Raw genomic sequence first — 18,040 nt, 5'->3', positions numbered from 1 at the left:
GTTCCGTCTCCCGTGATTGAACCCCGCCATTACACCAGGCGAAAATGACAGGACGGCCCGCGCTTTGATTACAAATCTGTAATCGGGCGCCGCCCGCATTGACGGCGCTTTGGCATTTCCAGACAATGCTGGGGATGAAAGCCCTACTGGTAGAAGACGAACAGCGGATCGCGAGCTTTGTATGCAGCGGATTGCGCGAACAAGGCATCCTGGTGGACCATTGCGAAGATGGGAACCTGGGCTATGACTACGCGCTGTCACGCCAGTACGACATCATCCTGCTCGACATCATGGTGCCGGGCCGGGACGGCCTGGCGATCCTGAAAGCGCTGCGCCGCGACGGCCGCGACACGCCGGTGATCCTGCTCACAGCGCGCAATGAACTCGACGACCGGCTCCAGGGCCTGAACCTGGGCGCCGACGATTACCTGGCCAAGCCGTTCTACATGGAAGAACTGGTCGCCCGCATCCACGCGCTGCTGCGCCGTGTCAGCGGCGAACGGCAGAACGTGCTGACGGCCGGCCCGCTCAAGCTGGACCGGCTGACGCGCGTGGCGGAACTCGACGGCCGCGAAGTCGAACTGACCAGCCGCGAATTCAATTTGATGGAATACCTGATGCGCGCGCCGGGCCGGGTCTACACCCGCACCCAGATCCTCGAGCATGTTTGGGGCTACGACTTCGACCCGCAAACCAATATGGTCGACGTCTGCATCCAGCGCCTGCGCAAGAAACTGGCCCTGCCCGAGCACGTCGCCATCGAAGCGGTGCGCGGCGTCGGCTACCGCCTGCGCAAGCCGGACGGCGACGCATGAAGCCTGCGCGCCGGCCGTTCATCCGCTCCTTCCGCATCCGCATTGCGCTGATCACGACCGGCCTGGCCGTCGGCGTCATTGCGGCGCTGTTCGTCGCCTCCGCCCTGGCTGTCGTCGCACGCCGGGCCAGCATCCTGGACCGCATGATGGTGGCGCACCTGGCGGGGCCGGGTTTCAGCACCAGATCGCCGACAGTATGGCCCTCGATCGATGCCCACCTGAACGCCAGCTTCAGTGCCTTTGCGCCAATCGAAAGCACGGAGAATTTCGCCATCCTGCGCGCCGTGGACGACCAGGCAGGCCAGCTTTACCGGAGTCCGAACTGGCCGGCTTCCCTGCTGGTGCCGGAGGCTGCCGACAGCGAACTGCGCACCTACTACGGCGGCGGTACGCAGTGGCGCATCGGCCAGACGCGGCGCGGCAGCGTCGTGGTGCAACTCGGCGTGAACACCACCTTGTCCGAGGCCCAGCTGAAGGCCACCATCTGGCGCTTTGGCGGCGCCGTGATCCTGCTTTGCCTGGCGGTCGGCGGCGTGGCCTGGTACCTGGCCGGCCGCGCCATGCGCCCGATCGAGCACTTGAGCGGCGTGATGGAGCGCATCCGCGCCAGCGATTTGCGGCAGCGCGTGGCTGCCGATGAAGAGGTGCAGGAATTCGAACGCCTGGTCACCGTCTTCAATGACATGCTGGACCGGCTGGAGCGCAGCTTCCTGCAGTCGGCCCGCTTTTCCGGCGATGCCGCGCACGAGCTGCGCACGCCGGTCTCGATCCTGCAGGGCGAACTGGAACGCGCCTTCGAGCGGGCCGGCGCCTACCCGGAACTGGAACAGTCGCTGGCCGACATGCTGGATGAAGTGCGCCGCCTCGACAACGTCGTGCGCAAGCTGCTGATGCTGTCGCGCGCCGATGCCGGCCAGCTGCAGATCCCGCTGCAGGCGCTCGACCTGGTGCCGATCCTGCGCGAGCTGGCCGACGACCTGGACATGATGGCGCCCGAGCGCCCGTTGCGGCTCGACCTGCCGGCGCGCATGGATGCGCGGGGCGATGCCGACCTGCTGCGGCAGGTGCTGCAAAACCTGGTCAGCAACGCGGTCAAGTACGGCGTGCCGGAGGGCTGGATCGCCATCGCCGCCCGCCGCACCGGCACCGGCTGGCAAATCGACGTGGCCAACGCTTCGGCCGGCATCGCCTTCGAACAGCGCGACCGGCTGTTCGACCGCTTCTACCGCGCCGGCCATGCCTATGACCGCCGCGTGGCGGGCGTGGGGCTGGGCCTGGCGCTGGCGCGCGAAATCGCCCGCGCCCATGGCGGCGAACTGCGCCTGTCCGACTGCACGCCGGCCCAGCTCACCTTCAGCCTGTCCCTGCCGGCAGACGCAAGCGACAACTGACTAGCAATTCAGGCATATCAAGCTCCCAAGAAATATAACCCTCCGGAAACGCTAAACACCCCTCGTTCATAGAGCGGGCGCCGGCGCGCACCTGCCCTGCGCACGCTTGCATGAGCTGCCGTTGCGATAGCAAGCTGAACTTGTCATTATTTATTTACGAAAAGACCACAAATTCTGACAAGTTATGCTGGGAGGGACTATGCAGTACAAGCAGGTCGAACGGGTCGACACTGCGCTCGATGCCACACGCGCCGACGACCCTTTTCGCGATGACCGCTTGCTGGCGGAGATGCAGGACATCGTCACCGGGGAGAACACCTTCGGAATCAGATTAGTCGACACGCCCGAAGGGCGTAGCAAGGCGAGCATGCTGATTCACAAGATGTACGCCTGGCGTGGCCTGGAAGGCACCCATGCACTCACCGACGACCCGAACCGCGTCACGCTCATGGCGCACAGCCGCGACGAAGCAGTCGGCACGCTGACCCTCGGGCTGGACAGCCCGTCCGGCATCCTGGCCGACCAGCTGTTCGGCGCCGAAATCGACGCCTTCCGGGCGCGCGGCAAACGCGTCTGCGAATTCATCAAACTGGCCTTCGACATGGGGCCAAAATCGAAGAGCTACCTGGCGGCACTGATCCACCTGGCCGTCATGTATGCCTACGATATCCACCGCTTCGACGTCCTGTTCATCGAAGTCACGCCGCGCCATCGCCAGTTCTACCAGCGCATGCTTGGCTTCCGCCAGCTCGGCGAAGAGGTGGTCAATCCGCGCGTCAACGTGCGCGGGGTGCTGATGCACATCGAACTGTCGTACATGAAGGAGCAGATCCGCCGCTTCGGCGGGCAGCCCGATTCCGACGAACGTTCTTTCTATCCGCTGTTCTTCTCGCAGCATGAAGAAGCGGGAATCATCCATCGGCTGCGGGAACAGGAATAAGCCATGGCTGAATCCAACACCGAACGCCGCTTCGACTATGCGCAAGCGTTCTCGCGCAATATCGGCTGGGTTACCGGGGCAGAGCAGGAAGCGCTGCGCAACAAATGCGTGGCGATTGCCGGCGCCGGCGGCGTGGGCGGCGTGCACCTGCTGACGCTGGCGCGCATGGGCGTGGGCGCTTTCCACCTGGCCGACTTCGATACCTTCGACATCCCCAACTTCAACCGCCAGGCCGGCGCCTTCATGTCGACGCTGGGCCAGCCCAAGGTTGACGTGATGGCGCGCATGGCGCGCGACATCAACCCCGAAGTGAAGATCCGCACCTTCCCGCAAGGGGTCAACCAGGGCAACCTGCGCGACTTCCTGCAGGGTGCCGACGTGTACGTCGACGGGCTGGACTTTTTCGCCTTCGAGGCGCGCAAGCAGACCTATGCCATGTGCGAGGCGCTGGGCGTGCCGGCCACCTGTGCGGCGCCGCTGGGCATGAGCGTGGCCGGCCTGAACTTCGTGCCCGGCGGGATGAGCTTCGAAGAATACTTCGGCTGGGGCGACTTGCCGGAGCTCGATATGGCAATCCGCTTCCTGGTCGGACTGGCGCCGGCCGCCCTGCACCGCAGCTACCTGGTACCCGGCGGTATCAACCTGGCGGAACGGCGCGGCGCCTCGACCTCGATGGCCTGCCAGCTGTGCTCAGGCGTGGCGGCCACCCAGGCCATCAAGATGATGCTCAAGCGCGGCAAGCTGCTGGCCGCACCGCATGGCTTCCAGTACGACGCCTATCGCGACAAGTTCGTCCATACCTGGCGCCCGGGCGGCAATCGCCACCCCTTGAACTGGCTGGCGATCCAATTAGCCAAGCGCAAATTCTCGGCAATGCTGGCTGAGCAATCAAAATAAATATGGATTAATTTTAAATTAATACTCACGCTGCCCGCGGCATAAAAAGTCACACAAAATATCAAACCATGCGAATGCTCACCAAATATATCGCCCAAGTCGTTGAATTTGCTACTTAATTTTGAGAAGCTACATGTCGGAATATTTTACAGAACGGGCCGAGCAACGCAAACAACATGGTTTGAAAGTTAATACTAAGCGTTTGTTTTTTGGCGGTATTTTAAATGTGGCATACGGATTGCTTGGATAAGGATCATGGCCTGATCAAATTTAATGCTCAGTCATCCCAAAACTGGTGCTCTATCCTCTCAACGGAGAAATGTAATGAAGATTCTCACACCTAGCGTTCGCGGCCTCGCCGCCAGCATGCTGCTTGCGTTTGGCGCGCTGGCGACCGGCAGCGCAGCCGCTGCACCTTCTTTCCAGGTGAACCCAACCGGACTGGCACCTGCTGGCAATATCTTCACGGCCGACGCCCTCAACGGCGTTTCGTCTGCGCGCGTCGCCTATACGGGCGTGGGCAACAACTACGTGTCCAACGGCTACATCGTCTTCAGCGGCTTTTCCCTGAATTCGAACAATGTCTCGACCGCCGATACCCGCGTCAACTTCGACTACGGCTTGTACGCCACCTTCCACCAGGACTTCACTTGCAGCGGGATTCTTGGCCCGGGCGTATCCTGCACCCCGACCGCCCTGTCGCTGCAGCTGTGGGCCGATGTCGGCAACGACAATACCTATAACCAGGCGGTGGTCGGCACCGATCCTTCGGTGAACTTCGCCGGCGCACAAACCCAGCTGGCCTGGTCCGACTTCGCCTACAACGGCGTGGGCGGCATCGACAACCTCGGCGGCGTGTTCCAGAACGTCACCATGAGCTGGTTCCTGACCGCGGAAGGCAAGGACTACTTCTTTGACCCTGATCCGTTCTACAGCGCATCGTTTGCGGCGTTCAACAACACCACGCAAGGCGTCGATTGCGATACCGTCGACTGCACCAACGCCCTCGACATTGCCATCACCCAGGAAGGCGGCATCCTCGATTTCGTCGCCCCCGTCCCTGAACCGGGCGTGCTGGGCCTGCTCGGCATCGGCCTGCTCGGCATGGCTGGCGTGTATCGCCGCAAACAGCGTTAATCTCCACGCATGACGAAAATGGGACCGGCAACGGTCCCATTTTCATTTCCAGCCCCCGCTTTTGCCCCCTCTCCGCCCCTCGCGCGCCACGACATTGCCTCCTTGGCATGATTGCCATCAATTCAACGCTTGATCAAACGCAAAGAAATTCCCTTGAAAAGGGAAAGTGTCGTCCCTATAATTGTTGGCACTCGTTAGCCGAGAGTGCTAACAACTGTCAATAAACCGAGTAAAAGGAGTTTTGTATGAACCTTCGCCCTTTGCATGACCGCGTCATCGTCAAACGCCTGGACCAGGAAACCAAGACCGCGTCCGGCCTGATCATCCCTGATGCAGCTGCTGAGAAACCAGACCAGGGTGAAGTGCTGGCAGTTGGCAACGGCAAAGTTGCTGACAACGGCACCGTGCGTGCTCTGGAAGTGAAAGTGGGCGACCGCGTTCTGTTCGGCAAATACGCCGGCCAAGCCGTTAAAGTTGACGGCCAGGAACTGCTGGTAATGCGCGAAGAAGACATCATGGCCGTGGTACAGAAGTAATCACAGCCCCCCTAGATAGACAGAATTCAGGAGAAAACAAACATGGCAGCTAAAGAAGTCATTTTCGGCGATTCCGCCCGTGCCAAGATGGTCGAAGGCGTGAACATCCTCGCCAACGCAGTTAAAGTCACCCTGGGCCCTAAAGGCCGCAACGTGGTGCTGGAGCGCTCCTTCGGCGCCCCGACCGTCACCAAGGACGGCGTGTCGGTCGCTAAAGAGATCGAACTGAAAGACAAGCTGATGAACATGGGCGCGCAGATGGTCAAGGAAGTTGCTTCCAAGACCTCCGACAACGCCGGTGACGGTACCACCACCGCAACCGTGCTGGCCCAGGCCATCGTGCGCGAAGGCATGAAATACGTTGCCGCCGGCATGAACCCAATGGACCTGAAGCGCGGCATCGACAAGGCAGTTGCTGCCACCGTCGAACAGCTGAAGTCCATGTCCAAGCCAACCACCACCTCCAAGGAAATCGCCCAGGTTGGCGCGATCTCCGCCAACTCCGAAACCTCGATCGGCGACCGTATCGCTGAAGCGATGGAAAAAGTGGGCAAGGAAGGCGTCATCACCGTGGAAGACGGCAAGTCCCTGCACGACGAGCTGGACATCGTGGAAGGCATGCAGTTCGACCGCGGCTACCTGTCCCCATACTTCATCAATAACCAAGAGAAGCAAGTTGCCGTACTGGAGAACCCATTCGTTCTGCTGTGCGACAAGAAGATCGCCAACATCCGCGACCTGCTGCCGGTACTGGAGCAAGTAGCGAAAGCCGGCCGTCCACTGCTGATCATCGCTGAAGACATCGAAGGCGAAGCACTGGCGACCCTGGTGGTCAACAACATCCGCGGCATCCTGAAGACCTGCGCAGTGAAAGCTCCTGGCTTCGGCGACCGTCGCAAGGCAATGCTGGAAGACATCGCCATCCTGACCGGCGGCCAGGTTGTTGCTGAAGAAGTCGGCCTGACCCTGGAAAAAGCCACCCTGGCAGAACTGGGCCAAGCCAAGCGTATCGAAGTGGGCAAGGAAAACACCATCGTCATCGACGGCGCAGGCGAAGCCTCCGCGATCGAAGGCCGCGTGGCACAGATCCGCACCCAGATCGAAGGCGCGACCTCCGACTACGACCGCGAAAAACTGCAAGAGCGCGTGGCCAAGCTGGCCGGCGGTGTTGCCGTGATCAAGGTTGGCGCAGCCACCGAAGTCGAAATGAAAGAGAAGAAGGCACGCGTTGAAGACGCACTGCACGCAACCCGCGCAGCTGTGGAAGAAGGCATTGTTCCAGGCGGCGGCGTAGCCCTGCTGCGTGCCCGCGCCAACCTGAACGTGAAAGGCGACAACGCCGACCAGGAAGCAGGTATCAAGATCGTCCTGCGCGCAATGGAAGAGCCACTGCGCATGATCGTCACCAACGCCGGCGAAGAAGCTTCGGTGGTTGTAAACGCAGTGCTGGCTGGTTCCGGCAACTACGGCTACAACGCTGCCAACGGCACCTACGGCGACATGGTTGAAATGGGCGTCCTGGACCCAGCCAAGGTAACTCGTTCCGCACTGCAGAACGCAGCGTCCATCGCTGGCCTGATGCTGACCACCGACTGCATGGTTGCTGAAGTCACGGAAGACAAGCCAGCCGGCGGCATGGGCGGTATGGGTGGCATGGGCGGCATGGGTGGCATGGACGGCATGATGTAATCAGCCGGCTCACCGAGCTCACAAAAAAGCCCACTTGCCAGAACGCGGCCCAGCCCGCGCTCTGTGCGGGTGGGCTTTTTTCATTTCCTGTTCTTGTACCTCTGATCGCGAGTCTCCCAGTTGGGCTTGTGGGCACTTGGGGCGCTGGCCGTATCTGGCCACTGCCTTTGCCATGACAATCGCAACCATTGCATACGTTTCCGCAATCGACAATGATGTCCGAGACCGCACCACTGACGCATGGAAGGCTCTTGCCATCCAGCGGATGCACGCAATCATTACCAACTCCACATCCTGACCATGCTCAACACGCGCATCGTGGCGACTCATCCCTTGTTCAACCGCCAGCAGATGGTGAGGTAAGGACGCAAAAAAGTTCGCTGATAGACTCGCCACCATGACAATCGCAACCATTATCTGCCCCGCTCACGGCGAAAGCGGCTTCGTTTACGTTTGCAGCCATTTGATCGGGAATCCGGCTCAAAAATGGCATTGCGGCTATCCTGAAAAAGATGCCGCCTGGCGCGACGCCTGGTGTGCGGTATGTAATGAGGTATATGAGCGTGAAGGCGGATGGAACGCCATGAACGAAGGTGAAGTCGAGATCGATGTAATTTGCGGGCATTGCTATGAAGGCGCCATGGCGCAAAGCATCACCTGCCTGGACGACGCCAGGCAGGCTGAATGGACTCACTACCTGGAGACCTTGCGCAAAGCCGAATGGGCCCAGCCAGGAGCCATGACCGATGTCTTCGGCCTCCGGAATTATCCGGTCTGGGACTGTTACCAGCGAAGCGCGCAACTGGTTTTCATTCACGGCGATCACTTGCAGATTGTGGCCGACGTCGAATTCGTCGGCACCCATTCAACCGACAGCAATACCTGGACGTGGTCCTGGGCGAACTTCGACCTGCTGGAGCCAGTTCGCTCCCGCATCGCTGCCGTTCGCGACTTTGGCGAACAGCGCGCTTATCCCCGCCTCACTGTCCCGACATGGAGAGCCGATCATCAGGATGCGAAGGACATGACTGTCGTGGCCGCAGACGTATTGCGCGGCATAGGGTGCTTCGCGATCAAAACAGATGGCGGCTATCACCACATGGTCGTTATGTCGGTAAAACGGCGCGAGTGAGCAAGCCTGCACTCAACCGTGCTACAATCACAATAACTTTTGCGCAACGTTCATTTAATTTCGACAAGATGAAGAAACTTCTGACCGCCTTCCTGTTTTTCGCTGCAGGCTCCGCCTACGCCGGCCCGATCGACCTGATCACCAATGGCAGCTTTGAAAAGAACCCGATAGCCGCTGGTTCCTGGACCATCAAATCCGGGCTCGATGGATGGAGTGTAGGTTCGAAGGGCGTTGAAGTACGCAATAACGTGGCCGGCACAGCGCAGGACGGCGGCAACTTCCTGGAGCTGGATTCCACGGGCAATAGCTGGATCAGCCAGACCATCGACACCATTGCTGGCGGCGAGTACAACCTGTCCTTTTTCTATGCCCCGCGTGAAAATACCTCGGCTGCCACCAACGGCATTGACGTCCTGTGGAACGGCAACCTGCTGAAGCACGTCGAGCAGGACAACTTCACCTCCAAGACCAACTGGTTCAAGATTGAGTTGTCGATGTTTGCCGTTGGCAGCCTGTCGAACCTGAGTTTCAAGGCTTCCGGCATCAGCGACAGCATCGGCGGTTCGCTCGATAACGTCTCGCTGACGGCCGCCGTACCGGAGCCGGCAACTATCGCCTCGCTGCTGCTCGGCCTGGGCATGATGGGTTTAACCCTGCGCCGCCGCAAGCAGTAAGCGTCCACTCTCCGTACTCGGAAGCCTGCCAGGTTCACGCCTCGCAGGCTTTTTTACTCTGCCTGCCGGCTCATCAATTCATTGAGTCAGCTGTGCGTTGCGGATCACCGCCCTCAGAAGTTCGGCGCCCGCAGGAAAGTCTTCGCCGTTGACCCGGCAATCGGCAGCGAGCATGCCATTATCATCCCTGCACGCGTATAAACGGATGCCGAAGAATGCCTGCGCTGCAAGCTGCTCGCTGAAGGCATCAATCGAATTCGTGAACGGGCAGCAGGGGCAGGAATCGTGGTCGCCGCACTCCTCTCCGGCAGAGGCGGCTGCTGTCATGTGGTGCGCGTATGGCCCCATGAACACTTTGCGCAGTAAGCCAGGGGCGCCATCCTCCGAGGGCTGCGGCATTTCCCACGCGCCGCCTCCAAAATTGGGATTCAGATCTGTTAGTATTGGCGCACTTTCACCGCAGGGATGCGCAACATATGTCTTCTTCCCGTAAATCTGCTATCGCCGGTAGCGTTGCCGGTCTTCTTGTTGCCGCTGTCGGCGCCTGGTACGCAAGCAATCACAAGCCCAATATGACAGCAACGTCGACGGTGGTCGCCGCGGCCGCCTCCGTGCAAGCGGCGAAAGCGAACGTAAGCCGCGACCAGGCGGTGGAAAAGCTGATGGCGCTGCCAGAATTGAAACAGCTGGCCGATGCCATCGAAAAACGCAGCGGCGGCGAGCGGCATGGCGCGCTGCTTGAAACCGATCCGGCGCCGCGCGATGTGAAAGGCAGCCCCTACTACCAGCTCATTTTCGTGGAAAACGGCGACGACATGGCGCAAGCTGTGGCCAGCTTCCTGGTCTCGCACGTGAACGGCGAAATCCTCGTGGAAGATGATGTCAGCGGCGAGCTGATGTCGCTCGATCAATGGCGTAAAGGCTTGAAGGAATAGTCCATGTACACCCTCTACTACGGCCGCGGCACGGCGAGCCTTGCGATCCACGCGGCCCTGAAAGAGATCGGCGCGCCTTACCAACTGGTGGAAGTCGACATCGAAGCGGGCCAGCAGCGCAGTCCGGAATACCTGCGCATCAACCCGCAGGGCAAGGTCCCTGCCCTCATCATCGACGGCAAGCCCTTCACCGAATCGGCTGCCCTCATGATGATGCTTGCCGAACGCCACCCGCAATCGAACCTGGCGCCGCCCGCCGCTTCGCTGGCGCGCGCCGAATGGTATGAATTGATCATGATGCTGGCAAACAGCCTTGGCAATAATTTCCGCCTGTGGTTCTACCCGGCCGACCTCGCCGGCACGAAAGAAGACGGCGCGCTGCGCAGCGCCATCCAGCAACGCATCGAATCAACGTGGGCGATGCTGGATGCCCGCCTGGCCGATAACGGCCCTTACCTGCTGGGCGAATCGTTCTCCGGCGCGGACCTGATGCTGACCATGTATATGCGCTGGTCGCGTAATATGGCGCGTCCTGCAACTGCCTGGCCGGCAATGCAAAAATATGCCGACATGATGCGCGCCCGCCCAAGCTGGCGCCACATTACGCAAGTCGAAGCACTCACTGGATGGTAAAAGATGTTCAAGAAGTTGTTTGCGGCGTTCAGCGCCAAATCGAAAACCCGCGCTGATGCGCCTTACGGCACGGAAGATTTGAATACCGTGCATAAGATGCTGTTCGCCGACGATGTCGGCCAGCTCTTTGGCGAAGCTCCCGATGCACGGGTGGTGCAAGCCATCGCGCAAGACCCCAACGAAGAATCGCGCGTGCGCCTGCTGGCAGCACAATGGCTGCGCGCCAGCGGCCATGTGCCTGCCGCAGCGGAAGTACTTGGCGTAATCATCGAAGTGCCGCTGGACGGCAGCATGGACACCCTGGCCGCCTACGCCGACGGGCGCGTGCGCTACATCAACCAGACCGGCCGCACCGCAGTATTCGAAGGTGCGCCGGCCGATGTGGCGGCGCAGGCGAAAGCGCTGGTGGCAAGCGCCATTCCGGCCTTTATCAAGGCCTCCCGGCAAAAGCCGGTATATGCGCCCGGCGCGGGCCAGTTGCGCTTTACTTTCCTGTCGCAGGATGGCAACCGCGTCACCGACGGCTTCTTCAGCGACATCGTGCGCGACGAACTGGCCAAGCCCGTCCTCGAGCAAGGCCAGCGCCTGCTGGACCTGGTGGTCAGGCAGGGGAACGCGCAGTAAGCGGCGCGGGTGCGCCCTGCACTCGCCCCACCCACCACACCGAGAAGAACAACAGCGCCGACGCTATGAGGCCGATGGTTCCATAGCCAAGCACGTGGCCCGCCGCATCGGTATGCACCAGCAGGCCGCCGGCAAACGCGCCAATCCCCGTTCCCATCTGCTGTACCGCCGCATTCGCGCTCAGGAAGGCGCCGCGCCGCTGCGGCTCGGGGATGGTGGTCAATAGCGCCTGCAGCGGCACGAAACGGCCGGACATCGCCACCATGAAGAACGGGAAGAACAGCATGATCGCCAGCAGCGGGATTTGCGGCATGTGGGTCATGAACAGCGTTGGCGCGATGGAGAACAGCGCCATCCAGCGAAACACGCGCTGCTTGCCGGCCTTGTCCGACCAGCCGCCAATCAGGCGTGAGCTGAACAGGGTTGCAATGCCGCCGCACAGGTAGACGTAGCTGATCTGCGCCGGCTCGATGCCGAGGTTGCCGACCAGCATGGGCGAAATGAAGGGGATCACCATCATGCCGCTGACCGTGACCACAAAGCACAGCAGGAAGCCGCGTAAGTGGGCGCCTACCGTAAACAAGCCAAACAGCTCGGGCAGCACGCGTGCCAGCGGCACCGGTGCGTTCGCCAGGTGCGCAGTCATCGATGGCAGCGTGCGCGCAGCGGCTACCCATACGATCATCGACAGCACGACCAGCAGGTAGAACGGCGACTGCCAGCCGAAGTGCGCGCCGAGCATCACGCCGACCGGCACACCCGCAATCGCGGCCATGCTGAAGGAAGTCATCACGACACCGGTGGCGGCGCCGCGGCGTTCCTGCGGAATCAGGTCGGCGATGACGGACATGCTGATCGCACCGAGCACGCCGCCGGTCATGCCGGCAAAGGCGCGCGACAGTACCAGCACGTGGAAGTTCGGCGCCAGCGCGCAGGCCAGGTTCGACAGGTTGAACAGCATGAACACCACCAGCTGCAGCTTCTTGCGGTCAAAACGGTCGGCATAGGTTGCCGCCAGCAAGCCGGAAAGCCCGGCGCACCACGCGTAGGCCGACACGGCGCCGGAAACCTGGGCCGCCGAGATGGCGAACGCCTTCATCAGCTGCGGCGCGAGCGGCATCATGACCATGAAGTCCATGATGACGGTGAATTGGATGAACGCCAGCAGCCAGAGCACCGTGCGTTCGCGTTGAGGAGTGAGTTTCTGGGTCATCAGCTAAGTTGGTTAATGTCGTTGATGGCGCGCTTGAGGATAGCGCGAATTGCGTCGACGTGCTCGCGGCTGGTACGCGGTCCGCGGCCGCGGGTGATCACCGCGTCTTTCAGCGCGTGCATCAGGGTGCGCAGATCGCCACCGTCCTCGCCGCGCGCGTTCTCGACCAGGCGCGCCATGTAGGCATCCACCATATTGCGGTTCTCATCGAGGAACTGCTGCCCTTCCGGCAGCACCGAATACAGCTTCTTGTTGCCGTCCTTGACGATGTCGACATGGCCCATGTCGGCCATCATCGACAGCAGCGGGTAAATCGCGCCCGGGCTGGGCGAATAGCTGCCGCCGGTCAGCGCTTCCAGCTCCTTGATGATCTCGTAGCCATGGCGCGGCTTGTCGGCAATCAGCTGCAGCACCACGTAGCGCATGGCGCCTGCATCGAACATCTTGGGACCGCGGCCGCCGCCGCGCTGGTGATGGTGGTGCTCATGATGCAGCCGATGGTGGCCACGGAAGAAATGGAACATCGCTTTCTCCTGAATAGTTAAGATATATCGTAATAAGACATATCTTAACTTATTTTTTGCAAAATGCAAGAAGCCTGGAATGTTAAATCCCGCATGGAAGGCAAGCAGCGTGCGCCACACAATGGGCTCACATACGGGAGGTTGGATGGATACGCATAAAAAATACGGCACATTACCGGGGCGCCTGGTCATGCTCGGATTCGGCAGCGTTGGCCAGGCGGTGGTGCCGCTGCTGTTACGTCACTTTGAGCTCGAGCCTGCGCGCGTCACGGTGGTGTCGCGCGGCCCGGACAAGAGCGGGATCGCCGAGGAATATGGCATTACCTATGAAGCCACGCCGCTGCAGGAAGGGAATCTCGAGAGCATCCTCGATCCCCTGCTGGAGCAAGGCGACTTCCTGCTCAACCTCTCGGTCGACGTATCGAGCCTGGACCTGATCCGCTACTGCTGGCGGCGCGGCGTGCTTTATCTCGACACCTGCACCGAGCCCTGGAAGGGGTTTTACGACGACGAGCAGCTGTCGCTGTCGCGCCGTACGAATTACGCGTTGCGCGAGGCTGTGCTGGCCTTTCGCCTCGACAAGCGCCACGGCGCAACGGCAGTCGTCACGCAGGGCGCCAACCCGGGCCTGGCTTCCGTGCTGGTGAAACAGGCGCTGATGAACATGGCGCGCGACCAGCACCTTGAAGTGGAGCGTCCCGCCTGCTACGAAGACTGGGCCAAGCTGGCGCAGAAACTGGAGATCAAGGTAATCCATATCGCCGAGCGCGATACGCAAGTCGCCAGCCGCCGCAAAGGGCGCGACGAATTCGTCAACACCTGGTCGGTGGACGGCTTTGTCAGCGAGGGCTTGCAACCGGCGGAGCTGGGCTGGGGCAGCCACGAAAAACACTGGCCGGCCGATGCGGCGCGCCACGGCTACGGCAGCGACGCCGCCATTTACCTGAAGCGGCCCGGCATCGCCACACGGGTGCGCAGTTGGACCCCGCTGGAAGGCCCTTACCACGGCTTTCTGGTCACGCATGCCGAATCGATCTCAATTGCGGACCACCTGACGCTGCGTGAGAACAATGAAGTAGTCTACCGCCCCACCGTGCACTACGCCTACCATCCATGCGACGACGCCGTGCTGTCGCTGCACGAGATGGCTGGTAAAAACTGGCGGCAGCAAAGCCGGCAGCGCATCATCGGCGAGGAAATCCAAAGCGGCATGGACGAACTGGGCGTGCTCCTGATGGGCAACGCCAAAGGCACCTACTGGTACGGCTCGCGCCTGAGCATCGAGCAGGCGCGCAAGCTGGCGCCACATAACTCGGCTACTTCGCTGCAAGTGGTGGCCGGCATCCTGGGCGGGATGGCGTGGGCGCTGCGCCACCCGGATTGCGGCGTAGTGGAGCCGGACGATATCGACGACCAGCTCATCATGGAAATCGCCGCGCCCTACCTGGGCGAACTGGTCGGCGTATACGGCGACTGGACGCCGCTCAAGGAACGCAGCGGCTTGTTCGACGAGCCACACGACCAGGACGATCCCTGGCAGTTCCTGAATTTCCGCGTCACCTGATATGGGCACGCTGCTGCGCAAAGAGCTGGGCGTTATCGAAAACTCTTACTATGAGGCCAGCGTGCAGCGTGCTGCTGCCCTGCCGCCATTGGCCGGCAGCACCAGCGCCGACGTTTGCGTGGTCGGCGGCGGCCTGGCCGGCCTGTCCGCCGCGCTGGAACTGGGCGAACGCGGCTATTCCGTCGTGCTGCTGGAAGCCCAGCGCTTGGGCTGGGGCGCATCGGGCCGCAATGGTGGCCAGGTACTGCCGGGCTTCGGCAGCGATGGCGAGAGCGCGATCGAGCGCCAGTTGCCGCGCGACGATGCGCGCCGCGCCTGGGATGCCTCGGTGGCAAGCGTGCAACTGCTGCGCAAGCGCATCGACAAGTACAGCATCGATTGCGATTTCAAGCCCGGTGCGCTGAGCCTCGCTGTCAAGGCCAGCAAGATGCGCGCTTTGGAAGCGTGGGGACGGCATGTGGAAAAGGCTTACGGTTATCCACTCCACTGGATATCGCCGCACGAAATCGGCCGCTGGATCGACAGCCCGCGCTTTCACGCAGGCGTTGCCGATATGGGCGGCGGGCATGTCCACCCGCTCAAATACACGCTCGGACTCGGGCGCGCAGCAATGGCGGCAGGCGTACGCGTGTTCGAGGATTCGCCGGTCTTCCTGCTGGAACGCGGCGACACGGCACTGGTGCACACCGCGCAGGGGCAGGTGGCGGCGCGCTTTGTGGTGCTGGGCGCGAATGTCTATCTTGCGGAATATGGCAACCTGGTGCCGCAGGTAAGCGCGCGCATCATGCCGGTCGGGACTTACATTGTCGCCACCGAGGCGCTCAGCAAAGAATTCGCCGAAAGCCTTCTGCCGCGCCGCAGCGCCGTATCCGACACCAACTTCGTGCTGGATTATTTCCGCTTCAGCGCCGACCACCGGCTGCTGTTCGGAGCCGGCGACAGCTACAGCGCCAAGACACCTGCCAACCTGGTGGAACGCATCCGGCGCCGCATGGTGGCAGTGTTTCCCCAACTGTCCGACGTCGGCATCGACTACGCGTGGGGCGGCTTCATCGACATCAGCATGAACCGCGCACCGGACCTGGGGCGGATCGGCCACAACATCTATTACATGCAAGGCTTCTCAGGCCATGGCCTGGCCTTCACCGGCATGGCAGGCCTGCTGGTGGCGGAGGCGATTGCCGGACAGGCGGAGCGCTTCGACATCTTCGCGCGCGTCAAGCACGCCCCCTTCCCCGGCGGCACGCTGCTGCGTACACCGGCGCTGGTATTGGGCATGCTCTACTTCCAGATGCGGGATATGTTTTGAAAGTCGGGGTCAGCTCCGGCAATCGGACAAACGCTGCGCGTTTGTCCGATTGCCGGAGCTGACCCCGACTTTTAATCAGTTATCCAGGTGGGAGATCTGCAGGCGGCGGCTTTCCTGCACCACGCCGTTGGCTTTGTGCTCGAGCACCAGTTCGGCATTCTGCTCGTCCAGCGAGATGCCAACCGACAGGATGTCGATCAGCAGCAGTTGCAGGATGCGCGAAATCATCGACAGGAAGGCGCTGCTGTCTTCCGTATGATCAACCGCCAGGCAGACCGTGGCCTTCTTGGCCAGCGGCGTCTGGCTGCTGGTGATGGCGATGACGTCGGCGCCGGCATTGCGCGCCGATTCCACGGCCTCCACCAGTTCCGGCAGCTTGCCGGAGTTTGAGATCGCGATCACCACGTCGCCCGGCTTCAGCAGTTCGGAAGCCAGCTTGAACAGGTGCGAGTCGCCGTAGGCGGCGGTCGGGATGCGGAAGCGGAAGAACTTGTGCTGGCCATCCAGCGCCACCACGCGCGAATTGCCCATGGCGTAGAACTCGACCTTTTTGGCCTTGGACAGCAATTCGATCGCGCGGTCCAGCGAATGCACGTCCATCTGGTCGCGGAATTTCAGGATCGCGGAAACGGTGTTGTCGATCACCTTGGCGCTCAGGTCGTGCGTGCTGTCGGAGACGCGCACCTGGCTGTGGCGCACCGGAATAGCGCCGGTCAGGCTGGAGGCGAACTTCAGCTTGAAGTCCGCCAGGCCCTGGAAGCCCAGCGAGCGGCAGAAGCGGATCACGGTCGGCTGCGATACTTCCGCCAGGCGCGCGATATCGGCAATCGGTTCGTTGAGCACCAGGCGCGGCTGCTCGATCACCAGCTGCGCGACGCGCTGTTCGGCCGGCGTCAGTTCCGACTTCAGCGACTGCACGCGCTCCATCAGCGTATTGGCGCCGGTGCGGCCGCGCAGGTGCTCGGACAAAATCGTCGCAACGCCGTAAAAGGCTGGATTCGGCGTGGTGATGACGTAAGTCGGGATGTCGGCCAGGTAGGACGAGAAGCGCCCCTTGGCCTCAAAACGGCTGCGGAACGGCGATTCCCTGAACCATTCGCCCATGCGCGGCACAATGCCGCCGCCGATGAAGATGCCGCCGAAGGAGCCCAGTGTCACGGCCAGGTTGGCGGCGGCGCCGCCCAGCATGGCACTGAAGCATTCCAGCACTTCGACGCACAGTTCGTTCTGGTCTTTCAGTGCACCGGCGATGATCTGCTGCGACGTCAGGTCACGCACACTCAGGCCGTTGCGGCGCGCCAGGGCGCGGTAGATGATTTCCATGCCCGGGCCGGAAATCAGGCGTTCGTTGGAAACGTGCGGCCAGGTCTGCCAGGCGTATTGCAGGATCGCGTATTCGCGCTCGTCGGCCGGTGCAAAGTTGGTATGGCCGCCTTCGGAACCCAAGGTCACGAAACCGTCGGTGGTCGGGATCACGCCGGAGCAGCCCAGGCCAGTGCCGGGACCGAGCACGCCGATCACCGAGTTCTGCGCCGGGGAGCCGCCGCCGACCTGCATCAAATCGTCCGCCTTGAAGCCCGGGATGGCCATTGCCAGCGCGGTGAAGTCGTTCACCACCAGCAGGGTATGCAGGCCCAGTTCGCGCCGCACTTCGTCGGTGGAGAACTGCCAATCGCGGTTGGTCATGCGAATGTAGTCGCCATGCACCGGGTTGGCCAGCGCCAGCGCGCCGTGGTTGAGGCTGACGTCTCCGTGGTCCGCCAGGTAGTTGCGCAGCAGCGGAACGATGCCGGTGAAGTCGTCGCACTGCAGCACGCGCACCGACTGGAACTCGCCGGGAGCGGTTTGCAGCGCCAGGCGCGCGTGGGTGGCACCGATGTCAGCCAGCAGGCGGGGCCCGTCCGCAAAAGCGGATCGGTTAGCTTTTGGGTCTGCCTCTATCTGTTTCATTGTCTTTTAAGTATTAGATAATGCCTTAAAGGCGGGAGGATACCCGAAAAACAAGGCCCCGTGCGTAGACGGGGCCT

18 protein-coding genes are annotated in these 18,040 nt (G+C 61.7%); 14 read left to right on the top strand and 4 right to left on the bottom strand.

Going from position 1 to position 18,040, the window contains the following annotated elements; translation table 11 throughout:
* Window positions 1-134: 134 nt before the first annotated feature.
* The 9 genes from ASD07_RS12620 (at window position 135) to ASD07_RS31270 (ending at window position 9,211) form a co-directional block, all read left to right on the top strand.
* Window positions 135-815 (top strand): response regulator transcription factor, encoded by a 681-nt coding sequence (locus ASD07_RS12620; RefSeq protein WP_055931816.1) that lies wholly within the window; start codon window positions 135-137, stop codon window positions 813-815.
* The gene (locus ASD07_RS12615; RefSeq protein WP_055930257.1) at window positions 812-2,206 is read left to right on the top strand and encodes a cell wall metabolism sensor histidine kinase WalK; all 1,395 of its coding nucleotides are present in this window, start codon (window positions 812-814) and stop codon (window positions 2,204-2,206) included. The genes ASD07_RS12620 and ASD07_RS12615 overlap by 4 nt, the downstream gene beginning before the upstream one ends.
* Before the next feature lie 199 nt (window positions 2,207-2,405).
* Window positions 2,406-3,146 carry an N-acetyltransferase gene (locus tag ASD07_RS12610; RefSeq protein WP_229207132.1) on the top strand — a complete coding sequence of 247 codons (741 nt, stop codon included), beginning with the start codon at window positions 2,406-2,408 and terminating at the stop codon, window positions 3,144-3,146.
* Between the two features lie 3 nt (window positions 3,147-3,149).
* The gene (locus tag ASD07_RS12605) at window positions 3,150-4,043 is read left to right on the top strand and encodes a ThiF family adenylyltransferase (RefSeq protein WP_055930254.1); all 894 of its coding nucleotides are present in this window, start codon (window positions 3,150-3,152) and stop codon (window positions 4,041-4,043) included.
* 324 nt (window positions 4,044-4,367) lie between these two features.
* Entirely contained in the window at window positions 4,368-5,180 is an 813-nt protein-coding gene (gene pepA, locus ASD07_RS12600; RefSeq protein ID WP_055930251.1) for a flocculation-associated PEP-CTERM protein PepA, read from the top strand.
* Between the two features lie 245 nt (window positions 5,181-5,425).
* Window positions 5,426-5,716, top strand: coding sequence for a co-chaperone GroES (gene groES / locus ASD07_RS12595; RefSeq protein WP_028101749.1), 291 nt, complete (start codon window positions 5,426-5,428; stop codon window positions 5,714-5,716).
* Window positions 5,717-5,758: 42 nt separating this feature from the next.
* Window positions 5,759-7,405, top strand: coding sequence for a chaperonin GroEL (gene groL, locus ASD07_RS12590; RefSeq protein ID WP_055930248.1), 1,647 nt, complete (start codon window positions 5,759-5,761; stop codon window positions 7,403-7,405).
* 397 nt (window positions 7,406-7,802) lie between these two features.
* Window positions 7,803-8,537 carry a DUF6882 domain-containing protein gene (locus ASD07_RS31275; RefSeq protein WP_162246555.1) on the top strand — a complete coding sequence of 245 codons (735 nt, stop codon included), beginning with the start codon at window positions 7,803-7,805 and terminating at the stop codon, window positions 8,535-8,537.
* A gap of 68 nt (window positions 8,538-8,605) precedes the next feature.
* On the top strand, window positions 8,606-9,211 hold the full coding sequence (locus ASD07_RS31270; RefSeq protein WP_055930239.1) for a PEP-CTERM sorting domain-containing protein: 606 nt from the start codon (window positions 8,606-8,608) through the stop codon (window positions 9,209-9,211).
* Between the two features lie 78 nt (window positions 9,212-9,289).
* Here ASD07_RS31270 and ASD07_RS12570 read toward each other — a convergent pair whose 3' ends face one another.
* Entirely contained in the window at window positions 9,290-9,538 is a 249-nt protein-coding gene (locus tag ASD07_RS12570; RefSeq protein ID WP_156397984.1) for a DUF6348 family protein, read from the bottom strand.
* Between the two features lie 245 nt (window positions 9,539-9,783).
* Between ASD07_RS12570 and ASD07_RS12565 the strand changes: the two genes are divergently transcribed.
* Genes ASD07_RS12565 through ASD07_RS12555 form a run of 3 tightly spaced genes read left to right on the top strand, consistent with a single transcriptional unit; the run spans window position 9,784 to window position 11,403 of the window.
* Window positions 9,784-10,146, top strand: coding sequence for a hypothetical protein (locus ASD07_RS12565; RefSeq protein WP_229207131.1), 363 nt, complete (start codon window positions 9,784-9,786; stop codon window positions 10,144-10,146).
* A 3-nt stretch (window positions 10,147-10,149) separates the two neighbouring features.
* Window positions 10,150-10,779 carry a glutathione S-transferase family protein gene (locus tag ASD07_RS12560; RefSeq protein WP_055930232.1) on the top strand — a complete coding sequence of 210 codons (630 nt, stop codon included), beginning with the start codon at window positions 10,150-10,152 and terminating at the stop codon, window positions 10,777-10,779.
* 3 nt (window positions 10,780-10,782) lie between these two features.
* Window positions 10,783-11,403 (top strand): hypothetical protein, encoded by a 621-nt coding sequence (locus ASD07_RS12555; RefSeq protein WP_055930230.1) that lies wholly within the window; start codon window positions 10,783-10,785, stop codon window positions 11,401-11,403.
* Here ASD07_RS12555 and ASD07_RS12550 read toward each other — a convergent pair.
* Both ASD07_RS12550 and ASD07_RS12545 read right to left on the bottom strand, forming a co-directional pair.
* Window positions 11,381-12,616, bottom strand: coding sequence for an MFS transporter (locus ASD07_RS12550; RefSeq protein WP_055930226.1), 1,236 nt, complete (start codon window positions 12,614-12,616; stop codon window positions 11,381-11,383). The genes ASD07_RS12555 and ASD07_RS12550 overlap by 23 nt on opposite strands.
* Window positions 12,616-13,140 (bottom strand): PadR family transcriptional regulator, encoded by a 525-nt coding sequence (locus tag ASD07_RS12545; RefSeq protein WP_055930223.1) that lies wholly within the window; start codon window positions 13,138-13,140, stop codon window positions 12,616-12,618. Before ASD07_RS12545 ends, ASD07_RS12550 begins: the two co-directional genes overlap by 1 nt.
* A gap of 145 nt (window positions 13,141-13,285) precedes the next feature.
* On the opposite strand from ASD07_RS12545, the gene ASD07_RS12540 reads away from it, so the two are divergent.
* Together ASD07_RS12540 and ASD07_RS12535 are read left to right on the top strand one after the other, a co-directional pair.
* Complete coding sequence (locus tag ASD07_RS12540; RefSeq protein ID WP_055930220.1) at window positions 13,286-14,704, top strand: homospermidine synthase; 1,419 nt, start codon at window positions 13,286-13,288, stop codon at window positions 14,702-14,704.
* A gap of 1 nt (window position 14,705) precedes the next feature.
* Window positions 14,706-16,013, top strand: coding sequence for an FAD-binding oxidoreductase (locus ASD07_RS12535; protein WP_055930217.1), 1,308 nt, complete (start codon window positions 14,706-14,708; stop codon window positions 16,011-16,013).
* Window positions 16,014-16,088: 75 nt separating this feature from the next.
* Here the strand turns inward: ASD07_RS12535 and ASD07_RS12530 are convergent, their stop codons facing one another.
* Window positions 16,089-17,963, bottom strand: coding sequence for a glucokinase (locus tag ASD07_RS12530; RefSeq protein ID WP_055930214.1), 1,875 nt, complete (start codon window positions 17,961-17,963; stop codon window positions 16,089-16,091).
* Window positions 17,964-18,040: the final 77 nt, after the last annotated feature.

The sequence above is a fragment of the Duganella sp. Root336D2 genome (assembly GCF_001425005.1).
Taxonomy (GTDB): domain Bacteria; phylum Pseudomonadota; class Gammaproteobacteria; order Burkholderiales; family Burkholderiaceae_D; genus Rugamonas.
Note: the sequence above shows the minus strand (reverse complement) of the source record. Positions and strands in the feature narration are given on the sequence as shown.